The following is a 23439-nucleotide window of genomic DNA, read 5'->3' as shown; positions in this document are numbered from 1 at the left end:
AGCCCCGGGCTCCCTTCGTCTGGCGTCACTGGTCCAGCTCGCGCCCTTTCCACTCGAAGCCGCCGAGCGGGCCCAAGATGCCCACCATCAGCGAGTGCGGCGAGTGGAGGAGGAGGTGGAGTGGGTACACCCACAGCAGGCGCATCCGGCCAAAGCGGCGGGCGGCCGGGGCCATCACCGACAGGTCTCCGAGCGCCTTCAGCCCCAGCCCCGCCAGCAGGACCGGCACCAGCGCGGGCCACACCCACACCGCGAGGTACGCCGCCGTGATCAAAAAGTAGAACGTGCCGATGGTCAGGATCATCCGCTGGAGCGACGGCCGGTAATTGAGACTTTTCGAGGCCCACCGCTTGCGCTGGTGGACGAAAGCCTTGACCGTCCGCACCGGCTCGGTCGTCACGATGGCGCCCGGGTCGGCGCAGAAGCGGATGTCGAGCGGGGTCGTGTACGCGATTTTCTGCATCAGCAGCTCGTCGTCGCCGCTCGTGACGTGGTCGATGCCCGAGAAGCCGCCGAGCGCCTCGAACGTCTCGCGCCGGTAGCCGACGTTGGCACCGTTCGCGAGGTGGGGGCGCCCGCACCCGATGGCGCCCGCGCCGCACGCCATGACGCCGAAAAAGTCCATCGCCTGAAGCTTGACGAACAGGCCGTCGGTCGGCCGGACGGTGTAGGCGACGGGGCCAGAGACGAAGGCGATCTCGGGGCCCTCGAACTGCGCCGCCAGCGCGCGCGGCCAGCCCGGGGCCACGATGCAGTCGGCGTCCGTCGTCAGGATCAGCTCGCCGCGCGCGTGCGCGACGGCCTTCTCTATGGCGGCCTTTTTGTGGGCCCGGTCGCGGCGGCGGTCCTCGGGGATGTGGATGAGCCGGAGCCGCCCGCCGCCCTCGGCCTCGTCCCACTCGTCAGGGTGGAGCTCGTCGCCGGCCGCCGCGAGCGCGTGGCGCGCCGTCATCCGCTGGCGGACGACGGCCGCCGTGGCGTCGGCGCTGTCGTCGTCTACGACGATGACCTCGAGCTTGCCCGCCGGGTAGTCCGTCGCCAAGATCGAGTCGACGCAGGGGCCGATGGTGTCCTCCTCGTCGCGGGCCGCGACGACGACGGTGATGGTGGGGAGCGCGCCCTCCGCGAGCGGCGCGAGCGCGTCGGTGCGGGCGGCCTCTCGGGCGAACCCGCGCGCCCACGACCCGAGCTGGATGACGTAGACGACGCCGAACACCAGCAGGAGCGCGCCGAAGATCGTCGGGATCATGCCGACACCTCCGCCTGCGCGGTCCGGTCCGCCGACCGGCGGAGCTGGAGTTGAACCAAGAACGGCGCGCCGACGATGGCGGGCAGCAGCAGGTTCAGCGCGAACAGCGCCAGCGAGGCGTCGAGCGCGGCGGCCGGGGCGACGCCGTAGCTGCCGAGGAAGAACACGGCCGCGCCCTCGCGCACGCCCAAGTCACCCAACGTCACCTGTGGAATGGCGCTCTTGGCGAAGAAGACCAGCGCCACGCCCGCCCACAGCCCGGCCACCGGCGCCGACGGCGCGAGCGCGTGCGCCAGCAGCACGAACTGGCCCGAGAACACGACGTAGCGCACGGCCGACAGCCCCAGCAGCATTGCGCCCTCCTCTTGCGGGATCTGCCCGAACGCCTCGGCCGCGCGTCGGATGGGGGCGAACGGCACCAGGGTCGAGACTACGGACCGCGCCAGCGACGGGAAGAGGATGAGTCCGATGAGCCCGGCGGTCGCCGCCAGCCCGACGGCCAGAACGGCCGACCACAGCGGTGACGGCGCAACCTCGGCGCGGAGGTACGGCCCGAGCGCGACGAGCCCGCCGACCAGGCACGCCGCGAGCGTCGCCATCCGCTCGCCGAACGTGAGCGCGGCCGAGGCGCCCGGCGGGATGTCGCGGAGGTACACCGCCCGGCCCACGTAGTCGCCGATCCGGCCCGGCGTCAGCAGGCCGAGCGGGTACGAGCCGACGACGGCACGGAGCACGTCGCGGTGGCGGACGTCCGGCGCCAGCCGCCGCACGAGGCGCCCCCAGCGGTACGCCTCCAGCCCGATGTTGACGGGCACCAGCGCCAGCGCCGCCAGCATCCAGCCCACATTCGCGTGCGCCAGCGCCGCCGCGACGGCCGACGGGTCCGCCAGCCACACCAGCGTGCCGACGGCCACCAGCGCCAGCACGCCCTTCAGGACGAACAACCAGCGAGGAGCTTGCGGAAAGGGCACGGGCGACGGGGGGGACGCGCCAATCTAGCCTGCTTCGTTCCGCACTCGCGGTTCAGTATGGGCGAAGGAGGGAGCCACGGCGGAGTTCTAGTCAGAAGCAGGAGTCTCCCAGCGGGACCCCCAATCCCGTTACCGAAACAGCGGTCGGGCGTCGCGCAAGTCGTAGGCGATCCGGAGCGTGGCGACGGTCACCCCGCCGGGGCCCAGCCCGACGAGGCCCCCGACGACGACGCGCTCCTTGTCGAGGTTGACGATCCCCATGCCCAACGCCAGCGAGGGGCGGAGCGCGGCGCCGGTCTCGTCCAGGAACGAGCCCTCTTGGAACGAGATGCGCGTCGTGAACTGCTCGAACACGTTGTCGTAGGCGTTGCCGAGGTAGCCCATCACCAGCATGTCGAGGCCGTAGATGCCGAGCACGTCGATGATCGGCGCCCGGATGCCCGCGCCGACCGCCAGCACGTCGCGCCCCGCCAGCCGGTCCTGCCGGAACGCCGTCGCCACGCGGCTGTCGAGCGTCGGGAGGTAGTAGAACGGGATCGGGTCGTCGACGCCGTCGCCGTCGGCGTCGCCGCTCCGCGTGAAGATGCCGACGCCGCGGACGATGACCGTGGTCCGGCCCCGGATGGGGAGGTACCCGATGGCCGAGGCCGCGTACCGCGCGAGCGTCAGCTCGGAGTCGTCGAGCGCGAAGAACCGGCGGTGCTCGAACGTCGCGAACGTCCCGCGCCGGGGGTACGACGGCCAGTCGCGCAAGTCGGTCGCCAGCTCGATCCCGAACGACGCCCCGTAGCGGTCCTGCCCTGCCGCCACGTCGACGGCCTCGCGCGACTTCGCGTCCAGCCCCGCCAGCGTCCCCGCCCCGGCGTCGGGGTTCACTCCGCCCGAGTAGTCGTAGAGGAGCCGGACGCCGGGCTGGACGTAGAGCGCCGTGTTGCCGAGCGGGTACATCCCCAGCCGCGCCTCCGCCTGCGCCGCGTCGTGGAACAGGTTGATCTCGCTCTCGGGCACGGTGTTGGGCCCGAGCCCGAAGTACCGCCGCCGCTCCGTCGTCGACCCGCCGAGGCTGACCAGCCCGTGGACCGTTGACTCGTAGGGGTCGTCGGTGAAGAAGGTGACGTTGGCGCCCTGGTACCGCTGCTGAAGCCGCAGGTCCACCGTCATGTCCGTGCCCGTCCACCCCAGGTTGGTGATCCCGACGCCGCCGCCGATCCCGAACCCGCGGTTCGACGAGTACAGCGCCGACGGCGCGATGCGCGGGCGGAAGCGGATGCCCGGGCCGCGCTCCTCGTCCTCGGTGTAGCCCGGCTCCGGCTGGAGCACCGCGGCCACGTCCGAGGCCTCGTCGAGCGCCTCGACCGTGTCGGTCTCCGTAGGCGTGTCGGTCGTGTCGGCGGGGACAGGCTGTTGGAGAAAGAGTGCGAGGGCGAGAAAGGTGAGCACGGGCCGGGGGGGAGAGGGGCGGAGTGTACGCGCCCGGTATCTTTTCGCTCCACGCCCCCCGCATCCATGACCGTCCTCGTCGTCGGTGGCGGCGGCCGCGAGCACGCGCTCGTCGCCGCCCTTGCCCGGAGCCCGCGCCGCCCCCGCCTGCTCTGCGCCCCCGGCAACCCCGGCACGGCCGCGCACGCCGAAAACGTGGCCGTCGCCGCCGACGACCTCGACGGCCTGCTGGCGCTCGTCGCCGAGGCCTCGGTCGACCTGGTCGTCGTCGGGCCCGAGATCCCGCTCGTCGCCGGGCTGGCGGACCGGCTCATCGAGGCCGACGTGCCCGTGGTTGGGCCGTCGCGAGCGGCGGCGCGGCTGGAGGGCTCGAAGGCCTTTGCAAAGTCGGCCATGGAGCGCTGGGGCGTCCCCACCGCGGCCAGCCGCACGTTCGGCCTGGGCGCGCTCGACGAGGCCCGCGCCTACGTCGAGAACCACCCGCTCCCGGTCGTCCTCAAGGCCGACGGGTTGGCGGCCGGCAAGGGCGTCGTCGTGGCCGAGACGCGCGCCGACGCGCTCGGCGCGCTCGCCGAGATGTTGGAAGGCGGCGCCTTCGGTACCGCTGGCGCGACGGTCTTGGTGGAGGCGTTCCTCACGGGCGAGGAGGCGTCGCTCTTCGTGCTCACCGACGGTACGGACTACGTCTTGCTCCCGGCGGCCCAGGACCACAAGCGCATCGGCGAGGGGGACACCGGCCCCAACACGGGCGGCATGGGCGCCTACGCCCCCGCGCCGGTCGTAACGGACGCCGTCCGCCGACGTGTGGAGGCCGAGGTCGTCCGGCCCGTCCTCGACGGGATGCGCGCCGAGGGGAATCCGTACCGGGGGATCCTGTACGTCGGGCTCATGATCGACGACGGCGCCCCCAGCGTGGTCGAGTTCAACTGCCGCTTTGGCGACCCCGAGGCGCAGGTCCTGCTGCCCCTGCTGGCGTCGGACCCGCTCGACCTCTTCGAGGCGCTCGCGACCGATCGGCTGGCGGAGGCGGCCGTCGAGGTCGACGGCCGCGCCGCGGCCTGCGTCGTGCTGGCGTCGGCGGGGTACCCCGCTGGCTACGAGTCCGGCAAGACGATCACGGGGCTCGACCGCGCGGCCGAGCACGCGACGGTCTACCACGCGGGCACCGCTCGCTCGCCCGAGGGCAACGTCGTCACCGCCGGCGGCCGGGTGTTGGGCATCACCGGCATCGGCGACACCCTGCAGGCCGCGCTCGACACCGCCTACGCGGGCGCCGACGAGATCGCCTTCGACGGCAAGACGCTGCGCCGCGACATCGGCCAGAAGGGGCTGGCGCGATGAGGGCGCGACCGCGCGAGCCTGTGGCCTCGGCGCCCGCGGGGAGTCGGAATCGATTCCCCGCCCCCCAGCGGGGGGAGGGTGGGAGGGGGGCGAACGGGCGCGCTGCTGGACTGCTCGCGCTTGCGACCGGGCTGGCGCTCGTCTTGGGCGCCTGCACCGGCCCGCCCTCCGCCCCCGGCCAGCCGTTCCGCGACGCCCGCGCGCTCGCCGTTACGCCCGACGGCACACTCTGGGTGGTCGAGGGCGCCGACGGGACCGTGCTCGCGATCCGCGACGGCGCGGTCGTCCAGCGCCTAGGCGGCGTTGGCACCGGCGACCAGGCTTTCCTCGACCCCGTCGGCGTGGATCCCACGAATGGCCAGGCGATCTACGTCGCCGACCGCGCCGCCGGGCTCGTCGTCCAGTTCACCGCCCAGGGCCGACGCGCGGGCGCGCTCGTCGTCCCCGACCTCGACGGCGCATCCGCCCGCCAGCCCGCCGGCGACTTTGGGCGCGAGACTACGCGCGGCCAGCCCATGGCCGTCGCCGCCGCCTCCGACGGCACCGTCTTCGTGATCGACGGCGGGCGCGGGCACGTCCTGCGCCTCAGCAACGAGGGCACCGTCGAGCGCGTCTTGGGCGCGGGCACCCTGGGGGATCCCGTCGCCCTCTCCCTCGCCGACGACGGCACGTTGTGGGTCGCCGATGCCGGGCGCGGCGGCGTCCAGCCCTTCGACGCCTTTGGGTCGGCGGGCGCCTTCGTGCCCGCACCCGGCCTCGGGCGGATCGTGGGCGTGAGTGTCGGCCGGAGCGGTCTGCTGGTCGTCGGCACGGACGCGGCGGTGCTCACGGTCGGGGGAGAGATCGTCGCTCGGACGGAGGCTGGCGCTCTCGGCACCGTCCGGGGTGCCGTCGTGTGGCGAGGGCGGGCGCTGCTCCTCTCCGCCACCGCCTTCGACGGGCCCGCCGCCAGCGAGGTGGGCCGGCTCGCGACCCCGCTGCGCTAGCAAGGGCTTGAAGGAATGGCGCTCGGCAGACCCCCCGTCCGCGCGGCGCGTAGGATGTCTGGCGCCAGCCATGGGGCGACGCCGCCTGAGCGGCACGACGCCGCGCGGACTGTCCCCCCTTGCCAAGGGGAACAGCTTGGGGGCACACCGCCAGCGATTCAGGACTGGCGCTCAACCGGCGCGTCCGAGCGAGGGGTCTGCCGAGCACCCTGCTCCCGGAGTGCGTCCCGAAGGCACCGGAGTGCACCCCGACGCGATCTCGATGCGCTTCGACACCCCCTCCCAGCCTCACGAGGCGGGCACCCACCGCGGCCACGTGCCGTCTCATCCCACCCCGGAGTGACCCGCCCCACTCCGCCAGCGGCGCTAGGTTGCCGCTCCCGCCCCGACGACGCCCCCGAGCACCGCGACCCCGCCACCCCGGCTTGCCCCCCCGATGAGGGTCCTGCTCGTCCTCCTACTCGTCGGCGCCGCCGCGCCTGCCGCCCAGGTCCGCCGCGACACGCTCGCGCTCGGGCCCGGCCAGCGAGCCGCCCTCTTGAGCGCCCGGCCCATCGTCGGGACCGAGACCGTCGCGCTCTTCCGCGACTCCGTGTTCGTCCCGCTCGCGCCCGGCGACTACACGCTCGACGGGACGGGGCGGCTGGAGCTGGCGCCATCCGACTCCGTCCGCTACATCGCGATCGCGTACCGAGCCGCGCCCGTCGTCGGGCCCGTCCGCGCGCAGATCCCGTCCGTCGACTCGCTGCGTGCGCTGTACGCGCCCGACACGACCGGCCGGCGCCGGGCGCCGCCGAGCACGCGCCCGCCACCCGCGATCCGCACGTCCGGGTCCATCACGCGCGGCGTGGTCGCCGGGTCGAACCGCGACGTGTCCGTCACCTCCGCGCTCCGCCTGTCGCTCGAAGGCGAGGTGGCGCCGGGCGTCGCGCTCCGCGCCGCGCTCACCGACGAGGACACGCCGATCTTGCCCGAGGGGACGACGCGCCAGCTCAGCGACCTCGACCGCGTCTACGTCGAGGTCGACGGGCCGGGCGTACGCGCGCGCCTGGGCGACGTCGACCTCGCGCTCCCCGGAACCGCCTTCGCCCCGCTCGCGCGCCAGGTGCAGGGCGCCGTCGTCGAGACCCGAATCCCAGCGGCCGGATTCGTGCGGGGAGGGCGCGTGTTGGGCTCCGCCAGCGCCACACGCGGACGGTTTCGGAGCCAGGACCTCGTGCCTGCCGAGGGCGTGCAGGGCCCGTACCGACTGGAGGGCGAGGCCGGGCAGGCATTCGTCATCGTCGTGCCCGGCAGCGAGCGCGTCTTTCTGGACGGCCGCCTGCTCGCGCGAGGCGCCAGCGCTGACTACACCGTCGACTACGGCACCGGCGAGATCACCTTTACCCCGGCCCACCTCATCACCGCCGAGCGGCGCATCACCGTCGACTTCGAGTACTCCTCCGGCGGGTTCACGCAAACGCTTGTGGCGTCGGGCGTGGATCTGGAGTTGGGGAGGGGGGAAGAGGCGCGCGGCTCCGTCGGGGTCCGCGTCTACCGGGAGGCCGACGCCATCGGCAGCGCGGCCGACCTCGGCCTGGGCGACGCCGAACTCGACTTGATTCGCGCCGCCGGCGATGCGCCCGTTCTCGTCCCCGGCGAGCAAGCCGTCCCGTTCGACGCCGAGAGCCCGTTCGTGCTCTACACGCGGCGCGACACGACGGAGGCCGGGCAGCCGGTTTCCATTTTCGTCCCCGCCCGCCCCGGCGACGCCGAGGTCTTCCGCGTCCGCTTCTCGCGCGTCGGCGCCGGGCAGGGCGACTACCGCCGGGGCGGCGCCGCGCTCAACGGCATCCTGTACGAGTACGTCGGGCCGGGCCGGGGCGACTCTGTGCCGTTCCGCATCCTGCCGCGCCCCGCGTCTCGCACGCTCGTCGACGCGCGCGGGGCCGTCACCCTCGTCCCCGGGGTGGAGGCGTTCGGCGAGATCGCGCGCTCCGTCGACGACGGCAACACGTTGTCCGACTTGGGCGATGGGGACGACGGCGCGGGCGCCTTCGAGACCGGCTTGCGGCTGGCAGCCGTCCCCCTCGGGGGCGGCGCGCTCACCGGCCAGCTCGCCGTGCGCCAGCGCGCCGACGACTTCCGTCCGCTCGACCGCGTTCGGGGCGTCGACTTCAACCGTCGCTGGAACCTGGCGCGCGGCGGGACGCCCTTCGGGAGCGCCCTCGACACGCTCGGCGAGTCGACGACGGAAGGCGTGCTGGCGTGGGCGAGAGACGGCGTCACGGCCGAGGCGCACGCGGGCCGGCTGGCGCTGGCGGACCTCACCGCGTCGCGCGCCGCGCTCACGGCCACCATCGGCGACGAGCGGCGGTCGCTGGCGCTCGAAGGGGCCGCGACCGAGACCTCGGGCGACGGGCCGATCGCGAGCCAGATCGGCACCGGCGCCTTCCGCCGCGTGCAGACCGTCGGCGCGGTCACGGTCGGCGCGTTCCGCCCCAGCCTCGGTGTCGAACACGAGCGCCGCAGCCAGTCGGGCGTCTTCCCTCATGACTCGCTCTTGTCGGCCTCCTACTCGTTCTTGGCTGTCCGCCCCGGCCTCGGTGTGGCCTCTGGCGGATCCGACGCGCAAGCCTTCGTCGAACTCCGCCGCGAGTCCGAGCCGCTGGCGCCCGGTGGGGGAGAGAGCTTCGCCGACGCCGCGACGGCGCTGACCGTCGAGGCCTCGGGCCGCGCAGTCGGTGGCACGGTCCAGACTGAGGGCCGGCTCGGCTACCGCCGCAAGCGCTACACCGACCCCTTCCGCGAGCAGGGGCGGTCCGACGCCGAGTCGGTCGCCTTGCGCCTCGCCTCGCGCGGGTCGGTCGGAGGGGGCGCCCTCGACGGCCGGATCGTCTACGACGCGCTCACCGAACGCGCGCCGATCCTGCAGGAGACGTTCGTCCGCGTCGGGCAGGACCTGGGCGAGTATGTCTGGCGAGACGGCGAGGGCGAACCCCGTGCGGGAGAACCGGATGGCGTTGCCCAGCTCGACGAGTTCTTCCCCGAGACGACGCCGCTCGAGGGCACCTACCTCCGCACGTTCGTGCCCGGCACCGACCTCGTCCCGACGGTCGGCGTGGGCCTGGGCCTCCGCCTCGATGCCCGCCCGGGCCGCCTCGCGACGGGCGACGGCGCGCTCGCGTCCGTGCTCCGCGCCGTGGCCCTGCGAACCGTCGTCGACGTGCGCGAGACCACGCGCGAGCGCGACGTGCTCCGCGTGCTCCTGCTCGATCCCGCCGTCCTGCAGCAGCCCGACCTCGACGCCGGGACGGTCGACGGCCGCTTCCGCGTCGACCAGGACGTGATCCTGTTCCCGGACCTCGCCGACCGGGGTGGACGGCTCGCCGTGTCGCACGCGCAGTCGACGGCGCGGCTGGCGGTCGGGCTGGAGCGGCGCTTGGTTCAGACGGCCCGCGCCGAGGCGTTCGCCCCGCTCGCGCCGGCGCTCGACGCCCGCCTCGCGGCCGTCGCCAGCCGCCGCCGCACGTTGAGCGAGGCGTTCGCCAGCCGGACATTCGACCTCCGGAGCGTCGGCGTCGAGGGCTCGGTCCGGTGGGCGCCGTCGCCGCGCGTCGAGCTGTCCGTCGCGCCGACGCTGGCGAATCGCACAGACGCCCTCGCCGGGCCGGGCCGTCCGACCGGTGCGTTCGTCGCCCGCGTGCCCCTGGAAGCCCGGTGGACGCGGTCGGGCCGGTTTACGGCGGCTGCGCGCGTCGAGGGGTCGAGCGTGTCGCTGCGCGGCGCCGAGGGCGGCGGGCTGTCGCTGTTCGAGCTCACCGACGGCCGCGGCCCCGGCGTCTCCGCCATCTGGGGCCTCGACGCCCAAGTCGGCCTCACCGAGCGCGTCCGCGGCTCGCTCGTCTACGACGGCCGGGCGCCCGCCGGAAGCCGCGTCATCCAGACGGTTCGCGTCCAATTGTCGGCGGCGCTGTAGCCTGGCTCCCCGGGACCTCGGGGGAGACGCGCACCGGCCGGAGTCTGAGGGACGCGCGACCGAGCGTGGAGGCCCGTCTCAGCGGGCCCTCCACCAGTCGGTAACACTGTCGTAACAGGCACCGCCCATCTTCGCCGGCGGATGTCCGATTCCCACCCCGCACCGCGGGCGGACCACTACCCCCACTCCTTCGTGACTCTGCAACGAGCCGCCCGGGCCCTGTGCGTGACGGCACTGGCCCTCTCGGCGACCTCCGCCTTCGCCCAGCCCACCGTCGACTGGAGCGGCCTGGCCTACCTCGACTACCGCTACCTGCTGGCGTCGGCCGACGCCGACGCGGTCGGCGACAACTCGTTCGACTACCGCCGCATCTACCTCACCGCCGACGTGGCTCTCGACGACGCCTTCGACGCCCGCGTCCGGTTGGAGGCCACGACGGGCTCGACGACGGCGCAGGGCCGCCCGTCGCCGTTCGTGAAGGACGCCTGGGTCCGCTGGCGGTACGCCGAGACCGGCCACCGGGCGACGCTGGGCGTCCAGCCGCCGCCAGTCTTCGAGGTCGCCGAGTCGGTCTGGAACTACCGCAGCCTCGACAGGACGCTGCTCGACCGGGCGCGCCTGCGCGAGTCGCGCGACTTCGGCCTCCGCGCCGACGGTCCGCTCGGCGGCGCCGGGCTCCGGTACGCGGCGATGGTCGCGAACGGCAACGGCGTCCAGCGCGAAGCCCCCGGCGCCCAGGGCAAGCGCGTCTACGGCCAGCTCGCGTACCTCCCCGCCGGCTCCCCGCTCCGCGCCACGCTCAGCGCCGACTACTCCGAGTCCGACTCCGACGACGCCATCGCCCAGGCGACCACGCGGACCTCGGCGTTCGTCGGCGCCGTCACCGATCGCGCCCGCGGCGGCATCGAACTCGCCTACATCGTCGCGAACCCCGAGGCGGCGGGCCTCGACATTGAAACGGGCATCGGACTGAGCGTGTTCGGTGCTCTCGCCGTTGCCCCCCGGACCACTGTCATCGCCCGCTACGACCTGCTCGACGCCGACGCCAGCCGCTCCGGCGTCAACGAGCACTACGTTTTGGTGGCGCTCGCCCAGCGGCTCGCGCCGTCCGTCCAGCTCATGCCCAACGTCATCGTCGAGCGCCCCGAGGGCGGCGACGCCGAGGTGTTGGGCCGCGTCACCGTCGACATCCGCTTCTAACTCTCCCCGCACCGATGAACTTCTTCAGCTTCCTCACGGGCTCGCGCCCGCCCCTCGTCGACCGCGCCCTCGAAGACCTCGGGGCCATGCTCGACACGGCCGACACCATGTTCGCCGCGGCCACCAACTGCCTGCTCGACAACGAGGCCCTCCACGTCGACCTGTCGGCCATGGACGAGACCATCAACGCGGGCGAGACGTCGGTGCGCCGGGCCGTCCTCGAGCACATGGTCTCCGACCCCAAGGTCGAGACCTCGTTCAGCCTGCTGCTCGTCTCGATCGTGCAGGACGCCGAGCGCTGCGGCGACCTCGCCAAGAACATCGCCAAGATCTCTGACCTCGCCGCCGCCCCCCGCATGGGCCGCCACGTCGACGCGCTCCGGCCCATCCGCGACCGCGTCCAGGCCACGTTCCCCCGCGTCCGCCGCTCATTCATCGTCGGCGACGCCGGCGTCGGCCGGACCATCATGGAGGAGCACGACCAGACCAAGAAGGACGTCGCCGTCTTCCTGCAGGAGATCGCGAGCGCCGACGACGTGACCTCGAACGAGGCCGTCGTCTTGGCGGTCGGCGCCCGAATGATCGGGCGGACTTCGTCGCACCTGTCCAACATCGTCTCGGCCGTCGCCCTGCCCTTCGACCAGGTCCGCAACTCGCCCTCCTGGGACTGAGCCGGTGTCTCCCGGGCCTCGGCCCACGGACCGCCCGCCTCACCGACTCACCGACTCCCCATGCCCACGACCGACGACGCCCTCCCGGGCGCCCTGCCCGCCCGCGACGAGCACCTCGACGCGCGGACCGGCCTCCCGCCCATCACCCCGGACGACCTCGACGGCGACCCCAGCACGCCCGGCAAGCAGCCCCTGTGGGTGCGGCTGGTCCTGCTCGTCGCCATCATGAGCCTGTTCGTGCTCGCGCTCGAACTGATGGGCGACGGCATCAAGGGGCTCGGGAAGGGCTCCTTCGATCTCGAGGGCCTGCTCGCGGACGCCACCGCCAGCCCGCTCTTGGGCCTCATCCTGGGCATCCTGGCGACGAGCCTCGTGCAGTCGTCGTCGACCACGACCTCGATCGTCGTCGGGCTCGTGGCGACCGGCACACTCGGGGTGGCGAACGCGATTCCCGTCATCATGGGGGCGAACATCGGCACGACGGTCACCAACACGATCGTCTCGATGGGCCACATCACGCGGCCCGACGAGTTCCGCCGCGCCATGGCCGGGGCGACCGTCCACGACTTCTTCAACTGGATCGCCGTCGCCATCCTGCTGCCCCTCGAGCTGTTCTTCGGCGTCATCTCGACGCCGGCCATCGCGCTCGCGAACGCCATCCCGGGCGTCGAGTCCGGCGGGATGGGCAAGACGCCCTTCGACCAGCTCGCCAAGTGGATCGGGGAGACCGTCCTGGCCGACAACGCCTGGGTCATGGCGTTCGTCGGCATCGCGTTGCTGTTCACGGCCCTCCGCTACCTCGTCGTCGTGCTGAAGTCGCTCGTGCTCGGGCGGTCGGAGGGCGCGCTCGACAAGTACGTCTTCGGCAACCCGATGATGGCCATGCTCTTCGGGATGGTGCTCACGTTCCTCGTCCAGTCGTCGTCCGTCACGACGAGCCTGGTGATCCCGCTCGTCGGGGCGGGCGTGCTGAGCGTCCGGAAGGTGTTCCCGTACATGCTGGGCTCGAACGTGGGCACGACGGCGACCGGCCTGTTCGCGGCCGCCGTGGCGATCTCGGGCGGCGAGGAGGCCGCGCTGGCGGGGCTGACGATTGCGCTGTGCCACACGCTGTTCAATGTGTTCGGCATCCTGATCGTGTACCCGATCCCGTTCATCCGCGAGATCCCGATTCGGATGGCCGAGTTCGTCGGCGAGCTGGCGTTCAAGAACCGGCTCTACGCCATCGCCTACATCCTGGGCCTGTTCTACCTGCTCCCGCTCGCGCTGGAGTTCATCCTCTAGGCGACCGGCCACCGGCCATCAGGGCTCGGGGGCGGCCCCCGGCTCCACCCGCCCCGCTGACGCGAGCCGTCGGCGGGGCGGCCTGCGTTCGGGCCTGTCCTCAATGGCCGGTCGCCTAGAAGTTCGGCGCGATGCCGGCCTCGGCGCAGAACCGGTCGATCACGTCGACCGCCTCGGCCGGGTCGTCGGTGACCACGAAGAGGTCGGGGTCCTCGGGCGAGATGTAGCCGCCGTCGAGCAGCGTCTCGCGGATCCAAGTGATGAGCCCGGCCCAGTAGGTCGCACCCATCAGCACGACGGGGAAGCGGGCCGTCTTCTTGGTCTGGATAAGCGTCAGGCTCTCGAACAGCTCGTCCATCGTCCCGAACCCGCCCGGCAGCACGATGTAGCCCTGGGCGTACTTGACGAACATCGTCTTGCGGACAAAGAAGAACTCGAAGGTCAGGTTGTGGGGCGCGTCGACGTAGGGGTTGACGTGCTGCTCGTGGGGGAGCGCGATGTTGAGCCCGACCGAGACGCCGCCCGCGCGGTGCGCCCCCTCGTTCGCGGCCTGCATGATGCCCGGCCCGCCGCCGGTGATGACGGCGTACCCGCGGTCGGCGAGCTCCTTGCCGACGGCGACGCCGAGCGCGTAGTACGGGTGGTCCTGGGGCGTCCGGGCCGAGCCGAAGACCGATACGCTCGGCCCCATCGAGCCCAGCCGCTCGAAGCCCTCGACAAACTCGCTCATCACCCGGAAAATGCGCCACGTGTCCTTGATGCGCTCGTTCTGCCACCGCGCCATCTCGATGGGCGACATCTGGCGGTCGGCCTCGAAGGGCGTGTCGGTGCGGGTGAGCTCGGACATGTCGGCGGGGGAACAGGGGAAACCAAACGCGGCCCCCGACGCCGAAGCATCGGGGGCCGCGAAGCTAGCGCCGCTGGGGCGCCGACCTGAGAGGCAGCCTAGTTGTACTGCGTCTCGACCGACTGGCGGTACTGGGCGCTCGGGTAGATCGCGATCTCGACGCGACGGTTGAGCGGCGACTCACCGGGGATGCCAGCGAGCGGCTCCATCTCGCCACGGCCGTAGCTGTCGAGGCTGCGGGCGGCGACGCCGTTGGCGATCAGGAAGTCGGAGACCGCACGGGCGCGGCGCTCGGAGAGCGACTGGTTAAAGTCCGTCGGGCCGTCCGTGGAGGCGTGGCCGACGATGACCGCGTCGTGGTCGGAGTACGTCCGCAGGCTCGAGGCGAGGTCGCGGAGGTCGGCCTGGACACCGGAGCGCAGGGTGGCCTGACCGAGGTCGAAGAGCAGGTCGTTGTCGAAGCGGACGGCGATGCCGGCCGTCTCGCCATCCTGACCCGGAACGGGCGTGACGGTGGCGTTCTCGAGCTCGCGGTCGAGCTCCTCGGCCTGCTTGTCCATCTGGCGGCCGATGACGGCACCAGCGGTCCCACCGACGGCCGCGCCGATGATGGCGCCGCGAGCGGTGGAGCCGGTCGCCCGGCCGATGACGCCGCCGACGACGGCGCCGGCGCCGGCGCCGACGGCCGCGCCCCGGCCCATGTTGGAGCAGGCGGGGAGAGCGGTGAGGCCGAACACGAGCATCAGCCCGGCGGCTAGCGAGTAGCGAAGGGAGTACAGGGACATGGGGGTGGTGGGGTGGGGGGAGAGGTGGTCGGAGAAGAGCCGACCCTGATACGATGCCATCCGACTGCCAAGTTCCGTGCCCAGCGCCCCAGACGGGCGAAAACGGCACGGACGGGGCGCTGGGGCGGGGTCGGCGGTGGACGGGCCGTCGCCTAGGGTGGGCACCTCAGGCCAGCCGCCGCGAGCGGTCAGGAGGTCACGGGTGGACGAAAAGAGGAACAGGGGAGGACACCGAGAGCGGCGGCTGGCGCTCCCCACCGCCGTCGACGGCGCCCTGGCCGGACTCGCCCGACGCACTGTCGTCCTCCTATCCCATCCTCGCCTCGTCTTCTCCAGCGGTCCAGGCCGCCTCGCGGGATCGCTGGCGCCCGCCCCCCGTAGCTTCCCCTCCCTTCTCCAGCACGCTCGACATGAAGCTCATCGTCCCCATGGCCGGCCGCGGCACGCGGCTCCGCCCCCACACGCACGTCACCCCCAAGCCGCTCCTGCCCGTCGTCGGCCGCACGATGGTCGAGCGCATCGTCGAGACGTTCGCGACGGCCATCGGCGACTTCGAGGAGGCCGTCTTCATCTTGGGCCCCGACTTCGGCGACGACGTCCGCGAGCAGCTCACCGAGATCTGTGGCCGGTTTGGGATCGCGGCCTCGTTCGGCGTTCAGGACCGCGCCCTCGGCACGGCCCACGCCATCGCCCAGGCCGGCGACAAGCTCGACGGCGAGTGCGTGCTTGTCTTTGCCGACACCTTGTTTACGATGGACGCCGCGCCCGACCTGGACGCCGACGCCGTCGTCTGGGTGATGGAGGTCGAGGACCCGTCGCGGTTCGGCGTCGTCGTCAAGGACGGCGCGCGGATCACGGACTTCGTCGAGAAGCCGGACACGCCGATCTCGAACGAGGCCATCGTCGGGATCTACTACGTCAAGGAGGGCCAGCGGCTCGGCGCAGAAATCCAGTACCTCATGGACAACAACGTGACGGGAAAGGGCGACGAGTTCCAACTGACCGACGCGCTCGACCGGATGCTCAAGGACGGCGCGACGTTCAAGACGGCGAAGGTGACCGAGTGGCTCGACTGCGGCACCATCCCGGCCATCAAGGACACTTCGAAGATCGTGCTCGGCCACGACGGGGAGTCGCGGACTGAGGGGACCGTCGAGAACAGCCGAATCATCGAGCCCGTCTTCATCGGGCCGGGCGCGGTCGTCAAGGACTCCGTCATCGGCCCGTTCGCGGCCGTCCACGGGGGCGCGACGATCACCGAGTCGGCCGTCCGCAACACGATCGTGTTCGGCGATGCGACGATTGAGGGCTCGGCGCTCGACGGCTCGATGGTCGGCCACTCGGCCGACGTCCGCGGCTTCGCGGGGACGCTCAACATCGGCGACCACGCGACCGTCGGCCCGGAGGCCTAGGCCGCTGGTTTCAGCCTGACTTCGCCCGCCACGCGGAAGCCCGGCCGACGCTCGCGCGTTCGAGCTCACGATGCCCGACGACCCGACCCCCGCCGTCCTTCTTCACCCGCCTGACGCCGACGCCCGGCTCGGCTTCGACACCGTCCGTGACCGGCTCGTCGGGCTGGCGCGGACGCCGTACGGCCGCGACCGCCTGCGCACGCTGGCGCCGTCTGCCGACGCTGCGCTCGTGCGCGGTCGGCTGGCGCGGGGTGCCGAAATGGCCGAGCTCGTCCGTGCGGGCGAGGCCCCGCCGATGCGCGAGATCGACCGGCTCGAAACGATCTTGAAGCGCGTCCAACCCAAGGAGTCGTCGGTCGACGGGGACGCGCTGCTGGCGGTCGCGCGCGTGCTCGAAACGGGGCGTCAGCTCCACGACCACCTCCACCGCCGACGCGAGTCGGCGCCCGGCCTGTGGGAGATCGCCGCGCGCATCGTGGTCCTCAAGGAGCTGGAGCAACGCATCGGCCGGACGATCGGCGACGACGGCCGCGTCCGCGACGACGCCAGCCCGGAGCTGCTGCGCCTGTCGCGCGAGCTCGCGAGCCGCCAGGGGCGTTTGCGGTCGACCGTCCTGGCGGCGCTGCGCGATGCGGCGTCGAAGGGCTACGCGACCGAAGACCAGCCGACGATCCGGGGCGGCCGCGCCGTCATCCCGGTCCGCGCCGAGGCTAAGCGCAAGGTCGAGGGGTTCGTCCACGACGTTTCGTCGACGGGCCAGACGGTCTACATCGAGCCGGCGTCCGTCCTCGACCTCAACAACGAGATCCGCGAGCTGGAGCTGGAGCGCGGCCGCGAGATCCAGCGCGTGCTCCAACTCGTGAGCGGCCACGTCCGCCACCACCGCCGCGAGATCGAGCGGACGCTCGTCGCCATCGGCCACCTCGACGCGCTCGCGGCCGTGGGCCGGCTCGCGGCCGACCTCGACGCGCTCGCGCCCGAGGTGGGGGAGGGCGGGCCGCTCGTGCTCGTCAACGCGCGGCACCCCGTGCTCCAACTCCGCGTGTCGGAGGCGGCCCGGCTGCCCGAGTCCGAGCGCGGGGGCATCCCGTCTCACGTCGTCCCGCTCAACCTCACGCTCGGCGACGACGCGTGGACCCTCGTCATCACCGGGCCGAACGCGGGTGGTAAGTCGGTGGCCATGAAGACCGTCGGGCTGCTGTCGATGATGGCGTCGCACGGGCTCCCCGTCCCCGCCGACCCCGGCACACGCATCCCACTCGTGACCGGCCTGTTCGTCGACCTCGGCGACCAGCAGTCGATCCAGGACGACCTGTCGACGTTCACGAGCCACCTGACGAACGTCCAGCGGATGCTGGAGGTGGCCGACGACCGCTCGCTGTGTCTGATCGACGAGGCGGGAACGGGGACGGACCCGGCCGAGGGCGGGGCGCTCGCGGAGGCCGTGCTCCAGCGCCTCACCAAGCGCCGCGCGATGACCGTCGTGACGACCCACATCGGCGCGCTCAAGGCGTTCGCGCACGACACCGAGGGCGTCGCGAACGGCTCGATGGAGTTCGACCGCGCCGAGCTCGCGCCGACGTACCGCTTCCGGGCGGGCATCCCGGGCTCGTCGTACGCCTTCGAGATCGCCGACCGCGTCGGGCTCGACCGCCCCGTCGTCCGCGACGCCCGCGCGCTCGTCGGCGAGGGCAAGAGCACACTCGAAGACCTGATCGCCGAGTTCGAGGCGCGAACGACGGAGGCCGCGCGGCGCGAATCCGAAGCCGAGGCCAAGCTCGCGGAGGCGACCCGCATCCAGGCCGACTACGAGCAGCGGCTCGACCGGCTCCGCGCGGATGCCGAGAACCGACGGGCCCAAGCGCTCGCGGAGGCCGACCGGATCCTGGCCGACGCAAACGCCGCCGTCGAGAACACGGTCCGCGAGATCAAAGAGGCCAAGGCCGAGCGCGAGGCGACCGTCGAGGCGCGCGAGAAGCTGGACGAGGCCCGCGCCGTCGTCCGCAAGCGGAAGGCCAAGGTGGAGCGCAAGGTGTCGGGCCGCGCCCGCCGCCAGCAGGGCGATACGGCCGACGCCGGGCCCATCGCCGTCGGCGACCACGTCCGGCTCGACGCCGACGGGCCGGTCGGCGAGGTGCTGGCGCTGGAGTCGGGGGAGGCCCTGCTCGCACTCGGCGCGTTGCAAAGCCGGGTCGATGCCAAACGACTCACGAAGGTGGGCGGGCCTACGAACGCGGGCAAGACGTTCGCCCGGACGCCCGGCAAGGCACGGCGTGGCGAGTCCCGCTCGGTGGCCGTGTCGACGGCCTCCGTGCGGATCGACCTCCGGGGGCAGCGGGTCGAGGACGCGCTCGGGATGGTGGAGCGGTTCGTCGACGACGCGCTCGTCGGTGGCATCCCGTCGGTCGAGATCCTGCACGGGAAGGGGACCGGCGCGCTCCGCGCGGCCATCCACCGGCAGCTCGGGCAGCGGGACGACCTGGCCGGCTTTGCCGCGGCGCCCTACGATCGCGGCGGCGACGGCGTGACTATCGTCGACCTGGCGTGAGGTGGTGACCACTCCAGAGGGCAGCGTGTCCGCTCGCCGCGTCGGAGCTCCGGGCGCGAACGGCCCCTGTCCGTCCGTTGCCGCGACGGCGCGCGACGGCCTACCTTTTGAGAGTCCGCGTCCGGTCTCCAGTCTCCCCATGCGCTTCGCTCCGCCGGCCGTTCGCTCCGCCGCGCTCTTGCTCGTCCTGATCCTCGCCGGGAGCACCCCCGTGCAGGACGACGCCCTCACCCGCGTGGCCGACGGCTTGGAAGCTGCGGACCCAGACGCCGTGCTAGTGGACGCGCCCGATCGCGTCGAGATCGTGCTGTTCGGCCAGGGCGGGATGTTCCGCCGGGTCCAGGCCACGCACGTGCTCCGCGACTTTTTCCGCCGGTACCCGCCCGCCCGCGTCGCCTTTTCCGAGCCTTCCTCCGGCGACGACGGCCAGTCCGCGACCGGTCGCTACTGGCCCCGTGCGGGCGGCGACGCGCTCAACGTGCGCGTGGTGCACCGGATCGACGGCGACGGGCTGGCGCTGGCCTCCATCCGGATCGATCAGCGCCCGGTCGTTCGCACCAGCGGCCGATAGAGCGGCGGGGTCGCCTGCTCTGCGCCAGCCGTCCGTAGCGGTCGACCGAGCACCGGCGAACTGAGTCTCTGGCCGTCTCGCACGCCCGACCGGGCTAGCTTCTCGCGTGTCCCGCCCGTCCCCGCTGACCCGCTTCCGCTCGGCGCCCCGACGGGCCCGGGCGTTCTGGACCGTGGCCGCGGGCCTGTCTGTGCTGTGGCTGGCAACCCTCGGTGTGGGCGCGTGGCGTGCGGCGTCGGTGGGCCCCCGCGATGTCGAACGGGCGCGGGAGGCGACGGCGACACACGTCCGAGGTGAACTCGCGGCGCTCGTGGCCCGGATGCGCCGCCACGGCGAGTCGGTCGCGTTGCTGCCCGAAATCCGCGCCGCCCTCGCCGCCGACACGACCGTCGACGCACGGGCGCTGGCGGCCCTGGGGGGAAGGGGGCAGGGCGAGCGTCAGTCGATCGAGGTCCTGACGCCGGGCGGGGCGATCGTGGCCTGGGACGGGCCCGACGTGCCGCGCGTGGTCGATCCGCCCCCGGACACGCTGCGGACGCAGACGATCCGAGACGACGCCAACCGGAGCGCGCTCGCCGTGTGGGTCCCCGTTCTGGCCGAGGGGCGCGTGCTCGGTGCCGTTCGGGTGGCGCAAGTCGTGCAGGCGGCGGTGCCCGTGCGGAACCGCTACCTCCAGGATTATGACGTGGCCGACGCGTGGCGGCCGACCCCGGTCCCGTTCACGATTCGCTTCCCGGCCATCGGCCCAGGCACGACTCTGGCCGGGCCCGACGGAACGGACCTCGCGCGCGTCGACGTGGGCGTGCCCAGCGTGCCTGCGCTCGCGGCGGAGCGCCAGGAGGCCGCCCGGTCGCTCGCGGCCGTCTGGGGGCTGCTCCTGCTGGCGTGGTCGTTGGCCGGGCTGGGCGCACTGCTGGCCCGCGCTGTCCGCGCGGCGCGGCTGACTGGCCGGTGGCGACCTGCCATCGGCGCGTTCCTCACGTTCGTCGCCGGGCTCGCCGCTACGCGGTGGGGCCTGCTCGCGCTCGACGTGCCTGTCCGCTGGCTCGACGAGGGCCGTCGGCCCGCCGCGCTGTTCGACCCTGCGCTGCTCGCCTCCGACTTCGGGTTCGGCGCCCTTCGCTCACCGGGCGACCTCGCCGTCTCGGCCGTGATCCTGCTGGTGGCAGCTGCGACCGCCTTTGCCGTTGCCCTCCGGGCCCCGCACCCCTCCCGATCGCCCGTAGGCCATGCCGTCGGGCTGACGGGCGTCGCCGGGGTCGCCTTCGGGTCCGTGTCGCTCGCGGGGCGGTGGATTCACCACGCCGTGCTCGACGCGACCATCCCGTACGCGGACCAGGCCGGTCCGCTGCTGAGTGGCCCCATGGCGGCCGTCCTCGCCGGGCTGCTGGCCGTCCTGGCCGCCGCCCTGCTGACGGTCGGCGCGGCCGTCTTGGTCATCCACCGCCGCGGGGCCTGGGCCGGCGTTGCGGCGGTCGCGGGAGCCGTGGGGGCGGGAGCGCTCGGCTTGAGCCCGATGCTCCCGGCGCTCGCGCTGGCTGGACTCGGCGCGCTGCTGGCGGTTGCCCTGTCGGACCGCCCCTCGCGATGGGCCCTCCCGCTCACCTTCCGGGGGACGCTGCTCGCTTCGGGCGTCCTCGCCCTCGTCCTCTTCGCGACGATGCAGGCACCCCTGCACGAGCGGACCGCCCTGCTGCTCGCGGACGCCGCCTTTGCCTTCTCCGACAACCGCGACGACCGCGTGACGGCTGCCATCGACCAGGTGTTCGACGAGGCGCGCGCCGACGACGCGCTCGGGCCGGTCCTGCTCGACGCGCTCGCCGCCGTCGACTCGACCCGGCAGTCGAGCCCTGCCGCCGCCGACTCGTCGCGGCGCGCCGTCGACGCGCTGGCGGCCGGGCTGGTGTCGAGTTCGCTGCTCGGCTCCCTCGCGGACGTCGCGACGGAGCTCCGCGTCGTCGCGCCGAGCGGCGACACGCTCGGGAGCTACGTCGAGCGCGGCGCTCAGACGACCGACGACGTGCTGGGCTACTCGGCCGTCCGGGCTGCGTACGCCGCGCGCGACGGCCGGCCGCGTGCGTTGCGTGTGCGCGCCCCGTTCGCCGAGCGCCGTGGCTTGCGCCGGACCGCCGCCGTCGGGCCCCTCCTCGACGGCGCGGAGACCGTCGCCTGGCTCTACCTCCGCGTCACCCCCCGCACCTCGCGCTTCCCGACGGAGACGCCGTTCCCCCGCGTGCTCGCCCCGACGGGTTTGTTCGGCCTGGACGACGAGGCGCTCGGCTACGCCGAGTACGACGACGGCGTGCTGGTCCGCCAGCGCGGCCCGGCCCCGCTCCGCCTCGACTCGACGGTCTACGCCGCGCTCGAAGACCGGGCCCGGTCGTACCGCCGTCCCGAGATGCTCGACGGCCGCCCGACGCTCGCGTACTACGAGCGCTTGGGGGACGATGCTCAAGACGTGGTCTCCGTCCGCGCCCCCGCCGGGGACCGGCTCGACGCGCTGTTCGTGCTGCTCCGCCTGAGCCTGGCCGGGTTGCTGTTGGGCGCCGTCGTGGTCGCGGTCGGGCTGTACGTCCGGCGACGCGCGGGGCTGTGGCCCGTCGCCCGGACGCGCTTCCGCGACAAGGTGCTCAACCGCTTCCTGATCGTCGGGCTCGCGAGCGTCGCGCTGACGGGCGTCGTGGGTCAGTCGGTGATCGTGGAGCAGAACCGCGAGGCGGTCCGCGACCAGCTCCGCCAGCGGCTCTCCCGCGCCGCGGCCGTCTTCGCGGCCGAGCCCGACGCCCCCGGCCCGCGCCTGGACGCCGTCGCCGCCGCGCTCGGGGTTGACGTGCACCTCTATCAGGGCGCGCTGCTCGAGGCCACGAGCCGGCGCCAGCTCGTCCGACAGCGGCTGATCGAGCCGCGCCTGCCGGGCGAGGTGTACGGGTCGCTCTACCTCGACGACCAGCCGTTCGCCTTCTCCGAGGACCACATCGGCACGTTCGCCTACACGACGGGCTACCTCGCCATCCCCGACTCGACCGGCCGCCCGGCCGCTGCGCTCGCCATCCCGACGCTGTCCGAGCAGGCGGGCATCGAGGCCGGGCGCTCTCGCTACGTGGCCTACCTCTTCGGAGGGCTCCTGGCGCTGATGGCCGCGATCTTGGTCGTGGCGGTGCTGCTGGCGGGCCAGCTCACGCGGCCGTTCGGGCGGTTGCGCGAGGGCCTCCGCGCCGTCGGTGCTGGCGAGGCCGACGACCCGATTCCGGTCGAGACGAGCGACGAGGTCGGCGAGCTGGTCGAGACGTTCAACGCGATGCAAGCGGCCCTAGCGGAGAGCCGGCGGCGATTGGCGGAGCAGGAGCGCGAGATGGCCTGGAGCACGATGGCACGGCAGGTCGCCCACGAGATCAAGAACCCGTTGATGCCGATGAAGCTCTCGGTGCAGCACCTCCAGCGGACGTTCTCGGCGCCCGACGACGAGGCGCCTCCGGAGGAGCTGCGCTTCGCCGGCCAGTTCGAGCGCACGACGGGGATGCTCATCGACCAGATCGAGACGCTCGACCGCATCGCGTCGGACTTCTCCCGCTTTGCCCGGATGCCCAACCGCGCGCCCGAGTCGTTCGACCTGTCGGAGGTGGCCGAGGAGGCCGCCGCCCTGTTCGAGGGGCCGCTCGCCGAGACCCCGCGCGCCACGCTCGCCGTCGAGCTCTCGGCCGCGCCGCTCCCCATTCTGGCCGACCGCGACGAGCTGCGCCGTGTCCTCGTCAACCTCCTCACGAACGCCCTCCAGGCCATCCCCGACCGCCCCGCGCCGGGCCGGATCGCGCTCGCGACCGCCGAGGAAGACGGCACCGCCGTGGCCCGCGTCACCGACGATGGCACCGGCATCGCCGACGACGTGCGCGACCACGTCTTCGAGCCCAGTTTTTCCACCAAGACGAGCGGGATGGGGCTGGGCCTGGCGATCTCGAAGCGGGCCGTTGAGGCCTCGGCCGGCGCGATCACCTTTGAGACGAGCACGGGTGGAACGACGTTCACCGTCCGCCTCCCACTGGCGCCCGGCGGCGAGATTCCGCGCGATGAACGAGGCGTGAGGAACGAGGAGTGAGAGCCTCGCAACCAGGGTCCCCGACGACTCAATCGCAAGCGCTCCCTACGACGTCCCCTCGTGGAGAGAGACAGGGTGTGGGG

15 protein-coding genes are annotated in these 23439 nt (G+C 73.0%); 10 read left to right on the top strand and 5 right to left on the bottom strand.

Annotated elements, in window-relative coordinates:
• Window positions 1-25: 25 nt before the first annotated feature.
• The 3 genes from ACLII4_RS15455 to ACLII4_RS15445 all read right to left on the bottom strand — a co-directional run bounded on the left by ACLII4_RS15455 (window position 26) and on the right by ACLII4_RS15445 (window position 3660).
• Complete coding sequence (locus tag ACLII4_RS15455; protein ID WP_412068297.1) at window positions 26-1249, bottom strand: glycosyltransferase; 1224 nt, start codon at window positions 1247-1249, stop codon at window positions 26-28.
• The gene (locus ACLII4_RS15450) at window positions 1246-2220 is read right to left on the bottom strand and encodes a lysylphosphatidylglycerol synthase transmembrane domain-containing protein (protein ID WP_412068296.1); all 975 of its coding nucleotides are present in this window, start codon (window positions 2218-2220) and stop codon (window positions 1246-1248) included. The genes ACLII4_RS15455 and ACLII4_RS15450 overlap by 4 nt, the downstream gene beginning before the upstream one ends.
• 129 nt (window positions 2221-2349) lie before the next feature.
• Complete coding sequence (locus ACLII4_RS15445) at window positions 2350-3660, bottom strand: hypothetical protein (RefSeq protein ID WP_412068295.1); 1311 nt, start codon at window positions 3658-3660, stop codon at window positions 2350-2352.
• Between the two features lie 66 nt (window positions 3661-3726).
• Between ACLII4_RS15445 and purD the strand changes: the two genes are divergently transcribed.
• The 6 genes from purD (at window position 3727) to ACLII4_RS15415 (ending at window position 13100) form a co-directional block, all read left to right on the top strand.
• On the top strand, window positions 3727-5001 hold the full coding sequence (purD, locus tag ACLII4_RS15440; protein WP_412068294.1) for a phosphoribosylamine--glycine ligase: 1275 nt from the start codon (window positions 3727-3729) through the stop codon (window positions 4999-5001).
• A 20-nt stretch (window positions 5002-5021) separates the two neighbouring features.
• Window positions 5022-5987, top strand: a complete 966-nt coding sequence (locus tag ACLII4_RS15435; protein WP_412068293.1) for a hypothetical protein — start codon at window positions 5022-5024, stop codon at window positions 5985-5987.
• Window positions 5988-6423: 436 nt separating this feature from the next.
• On the top strand, window positions 6424-9945 hold the full coding sequence (locus ACLII4_RS15430; RefSeq protein WP_412068292.1) for a hypothetical protein: 3522 nt from the start codon (window positions 6424-6426) through the stop codon (window positions 9943-9945).
• 225 nt (window positions 9946-10170) lie between these two features.
• Complete coding sequence (locus ACLII4_RS15425; protein WP_412068291.1) at window positions 10171-11145, top strand: porin; 975 nt, start codon at window positions 10171-10173, stop codon at window positions 11143-11145.
• A gap of 14 nt (window positions 11146-11159) precedes the next feature.
• Window positions 11160-11816, top strand: coding sequence for a PhoU domain-containing protein (locus ACLII4_RS15420; RefSeq protein WP_412068290.1), 657 nt, complete (start codon window positions 11160-11162; stop codon window positions 11814-11816).
• 60 nt (window positions 11817-11876) lie between these two features.
• On the top strand, window positions 11877-13100 hold the full coding sequence (locus ACLII4_RS15415; protein ID WP_412068289.1) for a Na/Pi symporter: 1224 nt from the start codon (window positions 11877-11879) through the stop codon (window positions 13098-13100).
• A gap of 115 nt (window positions 13101-13215) precedes the next feature.
• Here ACLII4_RS15415 and ACLII4_RS15410 read toward each other — a convergent pair whose 3' ends face one another.
• Both ACLII4_RS15410 and ACLII4_RS15405 read right to left on the bottom strand, forming a co-directional pair.
• A complete protein-coding gene (locus ACLII4_RS15410) occupies window positions 13216-13899 on the bottom strand; it encodes a TIGR00730 family Rossman fold protein (protein WP_412070573.1) in 684 nt (227 codons plus the stop codon).
• Window positions 13900-14045: 146 nt separating this feature from the next.
• A complete protein-coding gene (locus ACLII4_RS15405; RefSeq protein ID WP_412068288.1) occupies window positions 14046-14732 on the bottom strand; it encodes an OmpA family protein in 687 nt (228 codons plus the stop codon).
• A 410-nt stretch (window positions 14733-15142) separates the two neighbouring features.
• Between ACLII4_RS15405 and ACLII4_RS15400 the strand changes: the two genes are divergently transcribed.
• The 4 genes from ACLII4_RS15400 to ACLII4_RS15385 all read left to right on the top strand — a co-directional run bounded on the left by ACLII4_RS15400 (window position 15143) and on the right by ACLII4_RS15385 (window position 23356).
• The gene (locus ACLII4_RS15400; protein ID WP_412068287.1) at window positions 15143-16144 is read left to right on the top strand and encodes a sugar phosphate nucleotidyltransferase; all 1002 of its coding nucleotides are present in this window, start codon (window positions 15143-15145) and stop codon (window positions 16142-16144) included.
• 70 nt (window positions 16145-16214) lie between these two features.
• The gene (locus tag ACLII4_RS15395) at window positions 16215-18692 is read left to right on the top strand and encodes an endonuclease MutS2 (protein WP_412068286.1); all 2478 of its coding nucleotides are present in this window, start codon (window positions 16215-16217) and stop codon (window positions 18690-18692) included.
• 139 nt (window positions 18693-18831) lie between these two features.
• The gene (locus ACLII4_RS15390) at window positions 18832-19263 is read left to right on the top strand and encodes a DUF4783 domain-containing protein (RefSeq protein ID WP_412068285.1); all 432 of its coding nucleotides are present in this window, start codon (window positions 18832-18834) and stop codon (window positions 19261-19263) included.
• Window positions 19264-19369: 106 nt separating this feature from the next.
• Window positions 19370-23356 carry an ATP-binding protein gene (locus tag ACLII4_RS15385; RefSeq protein WP_412068284.1) on the top strand — a complete coding sequence of 1329 codons (3987 nt, stop codon included), beginning with the start codon at window positions 19370-19372 and terminating at the stop codon, window positions 23354-23356.
• Window positions 23357-23439: the final 83 nt, after the last annotated feature.

It is taken from the genome of Rubrivirga aquatilis (assembly GCF_046845665.1).
Lineage (GTDB): Bacteria > Bacteroidota > Rhodothermia > Rhodothermales > Rubricoccaceae > Rubrivirga.
This window is presented reverse-complemented; position numbering and strand designations above follow the sequence as displayed.

Coding starts and splice junctions, on each gene's coding strand:
- ACLII4_RS15455 (WP_412068297.1), bottom strand. CDS start 1,249: ATGATCCCGACGATCTTCGGCGCGCTCCTGCTGGTGTTCGGCGTCGTC.
- purD (WP_412068294.1), top strand. CDS start 3,727: ATGACCGTCCTCGTCGTCGGTGGCGGCGGCCGCGAGCACGCGCTCGTC.
- ACLII4_RS15430 (WP_412068292.1), top strand. CDS start 6,424: ATGAGGGTCCTGCTCGTCCTCCTACTCGTCGGCGCCGCCGCGCCTGCC.
- ACLII4_RS15420 (WP_412068290.1), top strand. CDS start 11,160: ATGAACTTCTTCAGCTTCCTCACGGGCTCGCGCCCGCCCCTCGTCGAC.
- ACLII4_RS15415 (WP_412068289.1), top strand. CDS start 11,877: ATGCCCACGACCGACGACGCCCTCCCGGGCGCCCTGCCCGCCCGCGAC.
- ACLII4_RS15410 (WP_412070573.1), bottom strand. CDS start 13,899: ATGTCGCCCATCGAGATGGCGCGGTGGCAGAACGAGCGCATCAAGGAC.
- ACLII4_RS15405 (WP_412068288.1), bottom strand. CDS start 14,732: ATGTCCCTGTACTCCCTTCGCTACTCGCTAGCCGCCGGGCTGATGCTC.
- ACLII4_RS15400 (WP_412068287.1), top strand. CDS start 15,143: ATGAAGCTCATCGTCCCCATGGCCGGCCGCGGCACGCGGCTCCGCCCC.
- ACLII4_RS15395 (WP_412068286.1), top strand. CDS start 16,215: ATGCCCGACGACCCGACCCCCGCCGTCCTTCTTCACCCGCCTGACGCC.
- ACLII4_RS15390 (WP_412068285.1), top strand. CDS start 18,832: ATGCGCTTCGCTCCGCCGGCCGTTCGCTCCGCCGCGCTCTTGCTCGTC.